This is a genomic window from Burkholderia pyrrocinia (genome assembly GCF_001028665.1).
GTDB classification, from domain to species: Bacteria; Pseudomonadota; Gammaproteobacteria; order Burkholderiales; family Burkholderiaceae; genus Burkholderia; species Burkholderia pyrrocinia.
In genome coordinates, this window is the sequence record NZ_CP011505.1 from 35,128 (window position 1) to 48,889 (window position 13,762).

Sequence of the window (13,762 nt, forward strand, 5' to 3'; positions counted from 1 at the left end):
CCCTCGTTCGTGCGTCTCCATTTCGAATTCGCGGGGCGCGCGACATTTTGCCAACCGCATGCCGCCGCTCGAACAAAGCGGCGGACGAATAACCCAACAGGATGACGCGTTATGCATTCTTCGAACCATGTCGACACAAAGCCTGCCGGCGCAGTCAAGCGCGGCTGGGCAAGCATGACAATCGCAGGCGCACTGCTGACATGTGCGATGCCGGTTTTTGCCGACGTTTCCGGCACGCCGGTCGGCATATGGCAGACGATCGACGATCACACTCACCAGCCCACCGCACTGGTACAGATTGCGCAGAACGGTGACGGTACGCTCAGCGGCAAGATAATCAAGGGACTGAATGCAAACGACTCGCCCGAGCGCCGCTGCACGCAGTGTACGGATGAACGCAAGGACCAGAAGATCCTGGGCATGACCGTCGTCCGGGGTATGCGGAAACAAGGCGACGGATGGGACGGTGGCAGGATCCTCGATCCGATGAACGGCAACGAGTACAGCTGCAAGATGCGTGTCGAGGCCGGGGGGCAGAAGCTCGTGGTGCGCGGCTATATTGGCGTGTCGTTGCTGGGCCGCTCGCAGATTTGGACCCGCCATGGCGATGTCGCCGAATCGGGCGCGCAGAACTGACTTCGTGGACAGCGAGCAGCGCGTCGCACATGTCGGGTGCATGGCGTCACGCCCGCTCCCTGTCCAATCAAAACGCATGTGAGCGCTGTCCGAATCGCGTCACCGCGCCGTTATCGCGACGCAGGCCGGGGCAACCTGACATGGCCAGGATGGCGGCCCGAGAGGTGATGGGCAAGATCATCGTGCATCCGGAAACATGATCGCGCTTGGGAGGCAGGAGACGCCGGCCCGGATAGATCGGCGCTCCAGACAGATTCCAAAGTACGGCATGGAAACCGCAATTGCGAGGAAAGGTGGAGGATATTGAGCAGCCGAACTGCGAGCTGTCTTGATGGACTACCGAGCCAGAAACTCGAGCGCTTTCGGTACAAAGTCGTCATGGAACTGAAACACCGCGCCGTGGCCGGAATCCGGATAAATGACGAGACTGCTGTTTGACAGACGTCGCGCTAGGTCTTCGGAATTCTTGCTCGGTACCATCCGGTCGCTATCGCCGTTGACGACGAACACGGGGCACTTCACGACGGACAGGTCCGAGGGTTCTTTCTGCCCCCAGGACCTGATCGCCTCCAACTGAGCCAGAAACGCGGTCACGGTGATTTCCTTGTCACGGTTCTCCGAGCGTTCCTTCAATCGGGCAAGGAATGCCTTGCCGGCCTCTATGCCGGCTGGCGTGCGGGTGAAGAAAAGATACTGCTTCGGATCCTGTCCGCTAAAGAAACCCCGGGGCATGTCGTAGAAGGTCACACCGGATACCGAACTGATGCCTGCTCCTCCAGCAGGCCCGGTCCCGGCGAGAATCATCTTGCGGACAAGTCGAGGCTCCTTCAGCGCGATTTCCTGGGCGATCATCCCACCCATTGAGAATCCGAAGAGGTCTACCTGCTCAAATCCCATGGCCTTGATAAAAGCGATGGCGTCGTCAGCCATCTGCTCGATCGAATTTGACGGTGAGCCACTTGAAGCGCCGACGCCACGATTGTCAAACGCGACCACGTAATGTGTTGCTGCAAAGCCGTCTACGACCCGAGGATCCCAATTGTCCAGCACGGCGGCTAGGTGAGTTAGAAACACCACCGGCGTGCCGCCGTTGCGTTTCCCGAGTTCCCGGTACGCGAAATCCACTCCGCCTGCGGAAATTGTCTTCGTTGGTACGCTTTTCCAGTCGACATCCAACTCCATTGGCAGCGGGCTCATCTGCGCGCTGTCTGGTGAAGTATCGGCCGCAGTTGCCGCAGAAGAGATGAGGGCTGCGGCGAAAAGGAGTCTGATGACACTTATCTTCAATAGGTGGCGCATTACATTGATCTCCGGGACGGGATGTTTATCTATGCCGGCGATTAGCAGCCTTAACCACTTGCGCGTCAGTTAATTGATGGCGTCGCGGGCTGTCGCGGGAAAGCCGACATCGCCACGCGTGGATGGAAAAATCGGCGATCACTGGCGATCTGGCGAGACGCTACTGTGCACGCCACTATTGGGCAGGTGTGTTGGCTTGTACAGCAGGTTGGTCTTAGACGTGGAGGAATGAGTCATGTGGAGCACCTGGAGCCGACACTGCGGCGAGCGGTTTCTCTGGAATGTGGGACATCGCGTGTTCCGTAAGCGCGGTGATGGTCAGGCTTGGGTTCACGCCGAGATTGGCGCTGAGCATCGATCCGTCGCAGATCAACATGTTCCGGTAACCGAAGACGCGATTCTGAGCGTCCATCACGCCGTGGGCGGGAGAGTCCGCCATCGCACAGCCGCCCATGCAGTGCGCTGTCGTGGGGATATTGAACAGGATCTCGGTCAACAAGGTCGTGGGGATGCCCCCCAATGCTTTTGCACCCTTTTCCACGAAGGCATTTGCTTCGGGAATGAACGTGGGAATCCGATCTCCCTCGCTGCGCAGCCGCTTTGCAAACGGCCAATACCAACGTCGTTTGAACTGCATGTTGATAAACGCGTCTGCCGTCTGCATCACGACGAACAGGACCGTCTGGCGTGCGAACCCGAACGGGTTGTGCACTCGCATTGCCTTCACGGGATGGATCAGCAGCGTCCATAGCCAGGTAAGAATCCGCGTCCATCCGGCGCGCCCGCCGGTTAGTAAGGTCATCATCAGCCCAGTCGCGTCCGAACCTTCCGGATAACGCACCGCGCCAATGTGGGTGCGCTCGTCGATGTAAACGCCAGCTCCGCCTGCGACGCCGGGCGACATGCTCTTGTCGTTGGCAGGGAATCGCACGCCGACGAGGGACTCGGCGTTGGTGCGTACGCGCTTGCCGAGGTCATTACTGATGCGCGGCAGGGCGCCGCTCTGCTTGAGCCGAAACAATAGCTCCATCGTACCCAGCGACGAAGCGGCGAATATCACGCCGCGGCAGCGAAAACTGCGCCGCCGCTTGTCAAGCCACGCGGTCGATCGCTCGGTGAAAACCTCGTAGCCGTCGCTTCCGTCTTCCTTACCATTGAGCGGGCGCACGTCCACCACTCTCGTTTCGTCATAAACCTTCGCGCCACGCTTTTCCGCGAAGTACAGATAATTTTTGTCGAGCGTGTTCTTGGCGTTATGCTTGCAGCCCACCATGCAGCCGCCGCACCCGACGCAGGTTCCGCGCTCGGGGCCTGCACCGCCGAAATACGGATCGGGATAAGTCTTTCCTCCGTCCTCGCCTGCTGGCGCAAAGAAGGTTGCGACGCGGCCGCTGTGGAACGTGTTCCCGACGCCTTGCAGGTCCGCCATCTTCTTGAGGCGCAGGTCAGCCTCGCCCAGAATCGCGTTTTCGGTCACGCCCAGCATATTTTCCGCGATTGCATAGTACTGCGGCATGATGCGTTTCCAGTCCTTCAGGCCAGCCCAGGTACCTTCCTCCCAGACTTTGTCTGGCGGGATCAGCAACGCGTTTGCATACGTGATGGAGCCGCCGCCGACCGCGTTGCCGCTCAAGACCATGACGTGGCGAAAAATGCGCATGTTGTAGAACCCGTACATCTTCATTCCCGGTTTTCACATCCAGCGCCGCGCATCCCAGTTGGTCCTCGGAAAATCTTCTGCCTCCCAACGCCGGCCCATCTCCATGACCGCGACGGAATAGCCCTTTTCGGTCAGCCGGCAGGCCGACACGCTACCGCCGAAGCCTGAGCCGATGACGATGTAATCGAAATCGCAGGAAGCCCTCATCGCTGACACCTCGAATCCGCACGGGTGTTGCTCCCGACACGAGAATCGGTACGCAATATTTTCATGGTTCGTCTCCGTTGTAGTGATGGGGGGGCGCTAAAAGTAGCGAGGCCGCGAACCTTGCCAGTCTTCGTCTAAAACAATAGGACAACTATCTACATACCAGGCTGGCACGGCTGTCGATGTCGTATCGTCAGCGAGAACCTGTCGCCAATCCTCCAGCATGCACGTTCACCCTTGAAAGCCGACGTTGCCGAGCCCTCAGGTTTCTGCCACGCCAGCAACTATATATGTAATATAGTCTTGCGACTATACAAATAGTATAGCCAATAATTCAAGGGAATCAGAAAGCAAGTCAGGAGAAACATCTCGGCCCGGCTGCGACATGGGAGGCACGGCGTTTCGCGACGGTGCTGCCGTTTAAGTCAGCCGTCGCGCGGAATATGACGCTGCTCAACCGGTAGCCTCGATCATGCGTGACTGCTTCACCGCTGCAATGAGGGCGCTGCGCGTCGGCCATCGCGGGGAATGGCGGCGGCGTCGCGGCCGATGTCGCCGCCCCCGACGCTGGCGAACTGGGCGTGTGCCGCCAAAGGAGGAATTGGAGAAAGTCGGTCAGGACCAGCAGCCACCGACGGAAATCGAGGCGGAGCCGCCCTGCGTCGGTCGCGAACTGGCGAAACCGAGGAGGGGCCGCAGAATGCGGAAGCATCAGCGGTGTCCTTTGCGAGGAGGTCGAGTCGCGGTGAGGGTGCCGCGATTGTCCAGGCACCGTGTCAGCCGACGCTCACTTGACCGTGATCACGACTTTACCCTTTGCGCGTCCTTGGTCGACGTAAGTCAAAGCTTCTGCAGTTGCGTAGAGCGGCCACGCACGATCTACTATCGGGCGAATCACTCCGGCTTCGATCAGGGACGTGAGTTCGCCAAGCTGTCGACCTTCGGCGCGCATGAAAACGAACGAGTAGCTTATGCCGCGCTTTCCAGCCTTGTTCCGAATACTGCGACTCAACAGGCGCAGCACCTGCTTCAACGGCCAGGACAATCCCTGTTCGGCCGCGAATTCGGGAGTTGGCGGGCCCGAGATGGAGATGAGGTGCCCACCAGGCTTAAGCACCTGGAGCGATTTTTCCAGCACATCGTTGCCGAGGCTGTTCAGCACCACATCGTAGTCGCGCAGCTCGGCTGCGAAATCCTGCTTCTTGTAGTCGATCACGACATCGGCACCCAACCCCTTGACCCACGCGATATTGCCGGTGCTGGTGGTCGTGGCGACGAAGGCGCCGAGATGCTTGGCCAACTGAATAGCGATGGTGCCGACACCGCCGGAGCCGGCGTGGATCAATACCTTTTGTCCTTTCTTCAGCTTTGCCGTTTCGACCAGCACCTGCCATGCGGTCAGCCCTACCAGCGGGACAGACGCAGCTTCTTCCATGGTCAGGTTCTCGGGTTTGAATGCCAGAGACGATTCCTTGACTGCAATGAACTCGGCGAAGGTTCCGATGCGGTCCTGGTCCGGACGCGCATACACCTCGTCACCCGGCTTGAAGCGTCGGACACGGGGGCCCACTCGCACGACCGTGCCAGCCACATCGTTGCCGAGAATCAATGGCATGGGATAGGGGAGGATCATCTTGAACTCGCCGCTCCTGATCTTGGAATCCAGCACATTGACGCCCGCTGCGTGGACCTGGATCAGAACGTCGTCGTCCCGCAATTTCGGTTCCGGCATCGTCGCAATCCGACCGATCTCTTTTTTGCCGTAACGATCAATAACGAAGGCTTTCATTTGATTCTGTTCTTCCGGAATGTTTGAATTGAACTGAAGCGCAATAGCTTGCGTGCAGGTGATGTCGAGAGATCAGTCACTCCCCTGATCCAGGTTCGCACCAAGGTCGCGTCATCCATTGAGGAAATCCAGCGCCTTCGACACGAAGTCGGCGTGATACTGGAAGATACCTCCGTGCCCGGCGTCTTCGTAGATGATCAGGTGCGCGTTCGGAATCCGGCGGGCCATGTCGCGGCTGTTGGCGGTGGGAACCATCGCGTCGTTGTCGCCGTTTGCGATCAGCACTGGAATGCGAATGCTGCCCAGATCCTGCGGCGTCTGGCGGCCCCATGCCTTGATCGCCTGGAGTTGGCGCAGAAACGCGCTGGGCGCAGGGCCTTTGTCACGATCGGTCTTGCGCTCCTTCAGCCGCTTCAGGAAGGCACTCGCGGCCCGCCGGCCATTCGCCGTCGACGTAAAGAACAAGTAGTACTTGGGATCGCGCAGCGTGAGCAGCCCCTTGAGGATTCGCGGCCACGAGACCGCCCCTACCTGGTCGATGCCTTGGCCACCGGCTGGCCCCGTGCCGGTGAGGATGAGCTTGCTCACGAGGTCCGGCGCCTTCATCACGACGTCCTGTGCGACGAATCCGCCCAGCGAGAAGCCGAGCAGGTCGACCTGCTCGAAACCCAGCTTTCGGATCAAGGCGATCGTGTCGCGTGCCATTTCGTCGATTGTCAAGGGCGCCGAACCGCCGGACGCACCGATTCCGCGGTAGTCGGTCGCGATGACTCGATGCCCGCTGGCCAGGCCATCGACGATCCGCGGATCGAAGTTGTCAAGGACCGCGCCCCAATGGTTGAGCAGGATCAGGGGCACGCCGCCCTGCGAGCCTAGTTCACGGTAGGCGAAGGTGGTGCCTTCGACCTCGATCGAGCGATTCGGAGTATGGGCGTAGGAGGCGCCCGATTTCGCAGGCAGGTCGGAACGGATCATCGCCGACTCCTCGCGTTGGCTTCCGGCCGCGGATGGGTTGTCGATAGTGCGAGACATGACGGCATGGAAGACAGGTTACGTGTTGACATCGACAAGTGTGCGGCCTCGCACCTTGCCTTCGAGCACCCGGCTGGCGATGCCCGGCACCTCGGCGAGGCCAATGACTTCGGTGGTGCGTGCTAGCTTGTCCAGGTCAAGGTCGTTGGCCAGGCGCGTCCATGCCTGCAGCCGGAGGTCCCGCGGTGCGTTCACCGAGTCGATGCCGGCGAGGGTTACGTTGCGCAAGATGAATGGCAGTACCGACGCAGGGAGATCCGGGCCCTGCGCGAGCCCGAACGCGGCGACCGCACCGCGATAGCGGATCTGCGCCAGCACATTGGCCAGGGTGTGGCTGCCGACCGAGTCGATGGCGCCGGCCCAGCGTTCCTTGGCGATCGGCGCGCATGGTTCGGACAGCGTGCGTCGGTCAATCACGTCGGCGGCGCCCAGATCGCGAAGATAGTCGGCTTCCTCCAGCCGCCCGGTCGAGGCGACCACCCGGTAGCCCAGCCTCGACAGCAACGCGATCGCAATGGATCCAGCCCCGCCGCTGGCACCGGTAACGAGGACATCACCGTGACTCGGCGTCAGGCCGGAGTGTTCCAGCGCCAGCACGGACAGCATCGCGGTGTAGCCGGCGGTGCCGATGGCCATCGCATTGCGGGTCGAGATTGCCTTCGGCAGCTTGACCAGCCAATCGCCGCTGACACGCGCCTTTTGCGCGAAGCCGCCGTGATGGGTCTGGCTCAGCCCCCAGCCGTTGGCAACCACGTGGTCGCCAACGGCAATTCCCGGATGGGAAGAGGCCTCCACCGTGCCCGCGAAGTCTATGCCGGGAATCAACGGGAACTGGCGGATTACCGGCGCGCGACCGCTGACCGCCATCGCATCTTTGTAGTTCACGGTTGAGTAATCGATCGCGACGGTCACGTCGCCCGGCATTAGTTCTGCTTCGTCGAAGTCGACCAGGTCGGTCGAAATCGCATCGCCTGCCTGGGTGGCCAGAAGTGCCTGGAATGTCATCGTCTTCTCCAGATGTTGCTACACAAAAATATGATGATCATCATAATTTATGACGAAAAAAATGTTCGCCGATTCGGTTCTCCAAGGAGACGAGATCCGCCAGTGCGGCCCTCCACACCAAATCGGACAACGCCTCTTCATCGACTGCGCTCGCCCGTATCACAGCATCGACAATCGTGGCAGCGGTGATCAGGGAACGCTCGTGCGCGCCGGGCTTCCCCCAGACGGCCGACTGGCGAGAAACGACGACGATCAACTCCTTGATGCGGTGCGTCAGGCCGCGTCGCCGCACGACAGGCGCGCAGTATCGCCTGACGCGATTGCATTCGTAGAACCGTGGATGCGACGCGCGAGAACGCGGCCACTGCGTCGGTGCCAGCGCGATCGGTGGCTTCGGCAAGCATCGCTTCGAGTGACGCGAAGTGCGCATGGAGTCCGCCATCGATGAGCCCGGCCTGCTTCATCGGCTCGGCGACGCTGGTGCCGTCGTCGCCGCTGCGCCCGAACAGCGGTTTCGACGAGATGATTATGTGTGGCTTAGTTGAAGCAGAAGGAGATGATTTGCATATGATGGACATCATATTATCGCTCGGTAAAAATGCAAGACTTTTTCATGGGCCTGCCGTTCGAGTCCGACATGCAGTGCGCTCGCCGAGTCGTGACGAGCAGGGAGTCGCGTTATGTAGCGGTTTTGCATAGGGGCTCGACGGTCGCTGGCCGGATGATACGTCCGTCCGTCTCGACAGCCAGTCCGGACATCAATCGCGCGCTCGGAGGCGCCGAGTGCGATAGGTGCCCCAGCCGCTCGTTACCGCCGACTTGAGAAATGCCGACAGGCCACTCTCATTGGGACGGGGATTGCCTCCCTTGGCGATTCGCTTGAGCTGTCGCGTGTACCAGAGGATTTCCATCAACCCCATGCGATCGACCGGCTTTATGCCCGTAGTGATGGGGCGCACCTGTTGCTTGCTATCGTGTCCTTGCAACAAGGCGACCGGTGCGTCGGGGTCGATCGCGAGCAACCGTGCGAGACCGATGATGTCCAGCGATCCAGCGCGCAATGCGGCATTCATTCCCGAGGCACTGCGGAAGCCGCCGGTGACCATCAGCGGCACGCGCACCGAGGCGCGTACTTTCTCGGCAAACTCGAGGAAATAGGCTTCGCGCGCGACGGTGGATGCCTTCCTGGATTGCTCGAGCGTGCCGCTCATGGCCGGGGCCTCATAGGTGCCGCCCGATATCTCGATCAGATCGATGCCGGCGTCGACCAGCGCATGAATCGTCGCCAGCGACTCGTCCTCGGTGAAGCCCCCGCGCTGGAAGTCGGCGGAGTTGAGCTTGATGCCGACGGGGAAGTCCGGGCCGACGCGGCGGCGAATCTCGGCATAGACGGCAAGCACAAAACGTCGCCGTTTCTCGGGAGTCCCGCCCCATTCGTCGTTGCGGCGATTGTGGTGTGGCGAAAGAAACTGGTTGACTAGGTAACCGTGCGCTCCGTGGATTTCCACGCCGCTGAACCCTGCCTTCTTGCAGATGGCCGCACTGCGCCCGAATCGCTCGATGATGTCCTGGATTTCGGCGGCCGTGGCTTCGCGCGGAGTGTCGAAGAATGCCGCCATGTCTTCGCGAAACGGAACGGCCGATGGGGCGAGGTTGCTGGCGTTCAGCCCCTTGGTCGATTGCTTGCCGGGATGATTAAGCTGGGCCCAGATGGCAGCGCCTTGGCCGGTTGCCGCCTGCGCCCAATGCCGCAATACGGGCAAGTCCGCCTCATTCTCGATCACCACGTTGCCCGGCTCGCCCAACGCCCGGCGATCGATCATCACGTTACCGGTGATGATCAGCCCCAGACCCGATGCAGCCCACCGCCGGTACAACTCGACGAGTGCCAGGGTCGGGCGATTGGCGTAGGTGCCAAGGGTCTCGCTCATGGACGCCTTGGCGAGGCGATTGCGCAGCACGCTGCCATTCGGCAAGCGCAGCGGTTGGTTCAGCAAGTTTGATACACGAGATGTTTCGGTCATGACGGATTGCCTGTAGGCTGGAATGAAGTTGGACCGGAAGCCCGGGATCCGGCAAATTTCAAGGGCAATATTCGAGCACCCGGAACACCTGTGTGAATGTGCTTCGTTGTCCTTGAAGAAGGCTTGCCCGTCCCTTGCGAAGCGCATCTGCCGGCGTGATCTGGCGCAAGGCAAGGGCCGTGAACGTTTCCAGATCGCACTGAATACTGACGTCAGGGGGCACGGCACTTGGACCCGAGCGTGCCAGCACTTCGCCATTGTTCGCGAGCACGTGGAAGACTTCCGCTCCCACATGAAACTCGTACGACGCCTGCAGCCCTGCACTTGCGGCCGGATTGCTCATTCCGGTTAGGAAAAGCGCGATGAGTTCGGCGCGGGCCGTCATCGGATCGATTCGCTCGTCAACGGGCAGGCTCAGGCCCCAGAGCCCAAGCGAAATCAGCGGTTTCCGAAGCTGTTCGCCGAGCGGTGTCAACTCGTAAGCCGGCGCGGGCAGAGCGGTAGATCGCACGACACCGCTGTCCACCAGTGTCGAGAGGCGTGTGGAGAGTCGGTTGGTTCCCATCGCGGGCAGGATCGCCAGCAAATCCTTGAAGCGCTTCGGCCCGAGCAGGAGTTCGCGGACCAGCAGCAGCGTCCATCGTTCGCCCAGGACGTCCAGTGCCCGAGCCATCGGGCAAAGCTGACCGTAAGTCTTGTTTTGCATGGACAAGGGGTTGCTCACTCAAAAAGCGGTGCGGTCATAGGGAGAGATCATCTTCGGCGGCTGCAGGAACGCCGTCAGCCCCTGGAACCACATAACTTCCAGGAAGTCGCCGCTGATAACCAGATCGTTGCTGCCCAACCCCCTCAGAAAAGCTGCCTGGCTATCCTTGTTCGACAGAATCTTGAAGCCCTTCGCGGCATCTTTGAAGCTCAGGGTAAATCGAGGGTTCGCTGCCAATCCGGAAATGGATCGTACGGCCCCGTCGCGAATCACGAAGTAGCGACCGATGCCGGAAATCGTGCGGATCTGGAACACCAGATCCTTGCCGTCGATGTACCTGGCGCAATCGGGGTTCTTCCTGACCTGCTGCTTCAGCAGTCGGGCGAAGACCCACAACAGGAACTTGAACTTGAGCATGGCGGGCGGCCTTGGTGCGGTTGAACATGAACCAGGCTCTTCCCATTGAAGACCCCGATTCGGGAAGGGGCGTTACTCGCCCAGGAATCGAACGGCGTGATACAGGAAACGCTCCGGGCACTGGAATTGCGCGGCGTGGCCACAATCCGGATAGATGAACAACTGCGCGTTCGGAATGTTTCTGGCCATGTAGAACGAATTGACGGTCGGGACCATCACGTCGTTAACACCGTTGAGGATGAAGGTCGGATGCTTGATTTCCCGCAGGTACGCGAAGGGGTCTTCCTCCGACAACCTCGGCAGGTACAGCATGTTCGCCTCTATCTGCGCTTGCGCGACCTCCGCCGAAGAAGGCGGATCCTGGTCGACGCGCTGATGACGACGTTGCCAGAATTCATGCGCAGCCTGTCGGGCTGCCTGCGAACGTCCGAAAAACAGGTACTCGAAGTCTTCGAAGACGGGCACCGGTCGTGGTGCCGTCGTCAGCACCGACGGCTCCATGTCGGGGTTGCCGCCACGCGGACCGGTCCCCAAGAGCATCAGCTTACGTACAAGCTCCGGATGGCGCCAGGTCAGATCCAGCGCCTGGAAGCCGCCAAGCGAAAAGCCCAGGACATCGACTTGTTTCAAGCCAAGCGCGTGGATGAAGGCGGCTGCGTCGTCCGCCATGTCCTCGATCCGGTTGCGAGGCCGGCCGGACGACGAGGCGATGCCGCGACCGTTGTACAGGATGACTTCCCGGCCCTCCGCCAAGCCATCCGTCATCACCGGATCCCAATGATCCATGCCACCACGAAAGTGTTGAAGGAACAGCAGCGGAGGCTGGTCGGTGCCGGTATTGCCCCACCGACGATAGGCGAAGTGCTCCGAGCCGACATCGATGAATCGGGTCTGGGCAGTCTGGTGCGTATCGATCATTTGCTTGGCTCACAAGCTGTTCGGTTCCTGAAACCCGCGCTGTTTCCGTTGCGGTGCCATCAACTCATTGCGGACATCATGCCACATAACTATACGAATAGTATAGTACATAAATCAAAAACTCGGCGCCGGAATCGCGTACCGGGTGCCACCGTGGCTTTCGCGGTCCCCGGCCACCCCAAAAACGTTCTTCCGCTGCGGGGCATGCTGCCCGGATCCCGGAGAACCATGTGTCGCCACGAAGACCGCAAGCGGTCGACCGATCGCGTCGTGCTTGCGGGTTTCGTAACGCTCCTCTGGACCGAGGTAACGAATCTCGCCACGCGATCGGGTGTGGCCGGCAGGGCAGTCTGCGGCGAACAGGGGTCGGACCTGAGGCGCCACCTTTGCGGCTGTCAGTCGGAAGCAGGGAGCATTGGGCTACCAAACGTTGATAGTGGCGACGGCATGGACGTGAAGGTTCGGGCGGAGAAAATATTTCGTCTGTGGAGGTGGAGGAGGTCATCTATCGCATGTCGGTCGTCCTGAAAGCGGCCGTGGTCGCGCAGCTGGATGACAAGTGGGGCGAGACTCCTTGCGCGTTTATCGAGCTGAAGGCCGATGCCCCGAGCATCACCGAGGAGGATGTGATCTCGTTCTGTCGAGAGCGACTGGCACATTTCAAGTGCCCGCGTCGCGTGATTTTCGGGGAATTGCCCAAAACTGCTACCGGGACGATCCAGAAGTTCCGCCTGCGGGAGCAAGCGGGCAGCCGTGAAGCGATTACGAGATTGGCCGAATAAGGCTGGTGGTCCGGTGGTCCACTGAACGCGCCATGCGCTGTAGAGCGCGACTACGGTCAAGTGCGACGGTAGTCGCGCGTATGGGCGCGTCATTGTGCTCGAACTGGCTGTTAAGCCTTCAATGCTTGCCAGCCAGAGAATTGATCTTGGCTCCTGTGTGCTGGTGGATAGGCAGTACCGAGCAGCCGAACAGCAGCTTTCTGCATCGCGAACTCACACACCCAACCCGGAGCCGCTGGTCGAGCCGGTGAGGATCCGATGGCAAGCGTCGGATGTAGGACCGTTATTCCGTACCGTCCAGCGAAGGTAAGTGATCGACCATTGCGGCCGCTTGCGCGACCATCGATGAACGGTTGCTATGGTTTTCTACAAAGCGGGTGCGGACAGGTTCTCTGGGGGCCTTTGATTCCCTCGCGTTTTTCCGGTTTGGTGCCTTCAAGCCTCACCGCCACCCCTCGTCATGTGCTGCGTCCGTTTTTTTCGTGTTTATTTAGTGTTCGAGCTGGATGGCAGCAATTTCGTTTTAGGGGCCGGAGCGGAAAGCCTTGCGAGCATTGGCTCACAGGACAGGCACGATCCAAAGTTAAATGAATTGTGATGTCTGGGTGTTGTTACGAGGGGCCAGCCTCACGGAAACCGGAATCTGCGATGTGTATAATTGAGAAATCTATACACATCGCGAGGTATGCCGTGCGTACCAACATTGAAATCGACGACAAGTTGATGGCCGAGGCACTTGCCGCAACCGGTATCAAAACCAAGCGGGAAGCTGTCGAACTCGGTCTGAAGACGATCATCAGGCTCAAACAGCAAGAACAGATTCGCCAGTTCCGCGGAAAACTCCACTGGGAAGGTGATCTCGACGCCATGAGGACGGATCGATGACGCTCGTGGATTCGAGCGTCTGGATTGACTATTTTCGTGGCAAGGTTTCGCCGGAAACCGACAAGCTGGACGGTTTGCTCGGCAACGAGGCGCTGTTGTCGGGCGACCTGATCGTGGCAGAGGTGTTGCAGGGTTTCCCGGCTGAATCCGAATTCAATGTGGCCCGCCAGTTGTTGACGACGCGCCTGAATGTTGTCTCGCTGGTCGGCACCGATAACGCCGTCCAGGCCGCACGAAATTATCGTGACTTGAGAGCGCGAGGCGTGACGGTCCGCAAGACCATCGACACGTTGATCGCGACTTACTGTATCGAGAACGGCGTGTCGCTACTGTACAGCGATCGGGACTTTGATCCATTCGTTCAGTATCTGGGTCTTCGATCAGCCCTTTTAGATGATTGAG

General features: G+C 60.0%; 13 protein-coding genes and 2 pseudogenes. 5 read left to right on the top strand and 10 right to left on the bottom strand.

The window, feature by feature from the left end; genetic code table 11:
• The first annotated feature begins 111 nt into the window (after positions 1-111).
• Positions 112-636, top strand: coding sequence for a DUF2147 domain-containing protein (locus tag ABD05_RS30470; RefSeq protein ID WP_047903925.1), 525 nt, complete (start codon positions 112-114; stop codon positions 634-636).
• Positions 637-972: 336 nt separating this feature from the next.
• Here the strand turns inward: ABD05_RS30470 and ABD05_RS30475 are convergent, their stop codons facing one another.
• From ABD05_RS30475 to ABD05_RS36990, 6 genes and pseudogenes are all read right to left on the bottom strand, one after another.
• The gene (locus ABD05_RS30475; RefSeq protein WP_082146292.1) at positions 973-1,935 is read right to left on the bottom strand and encodes an alpha/beta fold hydrolase; all 963 of its coding nucleotides are present in this window, start codon (positions 1,933-1,935) and stop codon (positions 973-975) included.
• A gap of 214 nt (positions 1,936-2,149) precedes the next feature.
• A pseudogene (locus ABD05_RS30480) lies at positions 2,150-3,802 on the bottom strand (GMC oxidoreductase).
• Between the two features lie 787 nt (positions 3,803-4,589).
• Positions 4,590-5,591: an NADP-dependent oxidoreductase gene (locus tag ABD05_RS30485; protein ID WP_047903926.1), complete on the bottom strand. Its 1,002-nt coding sequence runs from the start codon at positions 5,589-5,591 to the stop codon at positions 4,590-4,592.
• A gap of 111 nt (positions 5,592-5,702) precedes the next feature.
• Entirely contained in the window at positions 5,703-6,566 is an 864-nt protein-coding gene (locus tag ABD05_RS30490) for an alpha/beta fold hydrolase (RefSeq protein ID WP_047903927.1), read from the bottom strand.
• Between the two features lie 75 nt (positions 6,567-6,641).
• Positions 6,642-7,628 (bottom strand): acrylyl-CoA reductase (NADPH), encoded by a 987-nt coding sequence (gene acuI, locus ABD05_RS30495; RefSeq protein ID WP_047903928.1) that lies wholly within the window; start codon positions 7,626-7,628, stop codon positions 6,642-6,644.
• 40 nt (positions 7,629-7,668) lie between these two features.
• Positions 7,669-8,028, bottom strand: a complete 360-nt coding sequence (locus tag ABD05_RS36990; protein ID WP_141685168.1) for a hypothetical protein — start codon at positions 8,026-8,028, stop codon at positions 7,669-7,671.
• 44 nt (positions 8,029-8,072) lie between these two features.
• Between ABD05_RS36990 and ABD05_RS38075 the strand changes: the two genes are divergently transcribed.
• Positions 8,073-8,327, top strand: coding sequence for a hypothetical protein (locus ABD05_RS38075; RefSeq protein ID WP_141685167.1), 255 nt, complete (start codon positions 8,073-8,075; stop codon positions 8,325-8,327).
• 59 nt (positions 8,328-8,386) lie between these two features.
• On the opposite strand, the gene ABD05_RS30505 is transcribed toward ABD05_RS38075, so the two are convergent.
• The 4 genes from ABD05_RS30505 to ABD05_RS30520 form a co-directional block, all read right to left on the bottom strand.
• Positions 8,387-9,652 carry an NADH:flavin oxidoreductase/NADH oxidase family protein gene (locus ABD05_RS30505; protein ID WP_047903929.1) on the bottom strand — a complete coding sequence of 422 codons (1,266 nt, stop codon included), beginning with the start codon at positions 9,650-9,652 and terminating at the stop codon, positions 8,387-8,389.
• 58 nt (positions 9,653-9,710) lie between these two features.
• Positions 9,711-10,358, bottom strand: coding sequence for a winged helix-turn-helix transcriptional regulator (locus tag ABD05_RS30510; RefSeq protein ID WP_047903930.1), 648 nt, complete (start codon positions 10,356-10,358; stop codon positions 9,711-9,713).
• Between the two features lie 18 nt (positions 10,359-10,376).
• Positions 10,377-10,775: a hypothetical protein gene (locus tag ABD05_RS30515; RefSeq protein ID WP_047903931.1), complete on the bottom strand. Its 399-nt coding sequence runs from the start codon at positions 10,773-10,775 to the stop codon at positions 10,377-10,379.
• A 72-nt stretch (positions 10,776-10,847) separates the two neighbouring features.
• On the bottom strand, positions 10,848-11,693 hold the full coding sequence (locus tag ABD05_RS30520) for an alpha/beta fold hydrolase (RefSeq protein WP_047903932.1): 846 nt from the start codon (positions 11,691-11,693) through the stop codon (positions 10,848-10,850).
• 461 nt (positions 11,694-12,154) lie between these two features.
• Here ABD05_RS30520 and ABD05_RS30525 point away from each other — a divergent pair.
• From ABD05_RS30525 to vapC, 3 genes and pseudogenes are all read left to right on the top strand, one after another.
• Positions 12,155-12,475 (top strand): annotated as a pseudogene (locus ABD05_RS30525) (AMP-binding enzyme); the annotation flags it as partial.
• A 690-nt stretch (positions 12,476-13,165) separates the two neighbouring features.
• Positions 13,166-13,360: a type II toxin-antitoxin system VapB family antitoxin gene (locus ABD05_RS30530; RefSeq protein ID WP_047904609.1), complete on the top strand. Its 195-nt coding sequence runs from the start codon at positions 13,166-13,168 to the stop codon at positions 13,358-13,360.
• Positions 13,357-13,761: a type II toxin-antitoxin system VapC family toxin gene (gene vapC, locus ABD05_RS30535; protein ID WP_047903934.1), complete on the top strand. Its 405-nt coding sequence runs from the start codon at positions 13,357-13,359 to the stop codon at positions 13,759-13,761. The genes ABD05_RS30530 and vapC overlap by 4 nt, the downstream gene beginning before the upstream one ends.
• Position 13,762 lies beyond the last annotated feature (1 nt).

Bases quoted from the DNA above. Each gene is read 5' to 3' on its own strand.
- acuI (WP_047903928.1), bottom strand. From the start codon at position 7,628: ATGACATTCCAGGCACTTCTGGCCACCCAGGCAGGCGATGCGATTTCG.
- ABD05_RS38075 (WP_141685167.1), top strand. From the start codon at position 8,073: ATGAGCCCGGCCTGCTTCATCGGCTCGGCGACGCTGGTGCCGTCGTCG.
- ABD05_RS30505 (WP_047903929.1), bottom strand. From the start codon at position 9,652: ATGACCGAAACATCTCGTGTATCAAACTTGCTGAACCAACCGCTGCGC.
- ABD05_RS30520 (WP_047903932.1), bottom strand. From the start codon at position 11,693: ATGATCGATACGCACCAGACTGCCCAGACCCGATTCATCGATGTCGGC.
- ABD05_RS30470 (WP_047903925.1), top strand. From the start codon at position 112: ATGCATTCTTCGAACCATGTCGACACAAAGCCTGCCGGCGCAGTCAAG.
- vapC (WP_047903934.1), top strand. From the start codon at position 13,357: ATGACGCTCGTGGATTCGAGCGTCTGGATTGACTATTTTCGTGGCAAG.
- ABD05_RS30510 (WP_047903930.1), bottom strand. From the start codon at position 10,358: ATGCAAAACAAGACTTACGGTCAGCTTTGCCCGATGGCTCGGGCACTG.
- ABD05_RS30515 (WP_047903931.1), bottom strand. From the start codon at position 10,775: ATGCTCAAGTTCAAGTTCCTGTTGTGGGTCTTCGCCCGACTGCTGAAG.
- ABD05_RS30490 (WP_047903927.1), bottom strand. From the start codon at position 6,566: ATGATCCGTTCCGACCTGCCTGCGAAATCGGGCGCCTCCTACGCCCAT.
- ABD05_RS30475 (WP_082146292.1), bottom strand. From the start codon at position 1,935: ATGCGCCACCTATTGAAGATAAGTGTCATCAGACTCCTTTTCGCCGCA.
- ABD05_RS30485 (WP_047903926.1), bottom strand. From the start codon at position 5,591: ATGAAAGCCTTCGTTATTGATCGTTACGGCAAAAAAGAGATCGGTCGG.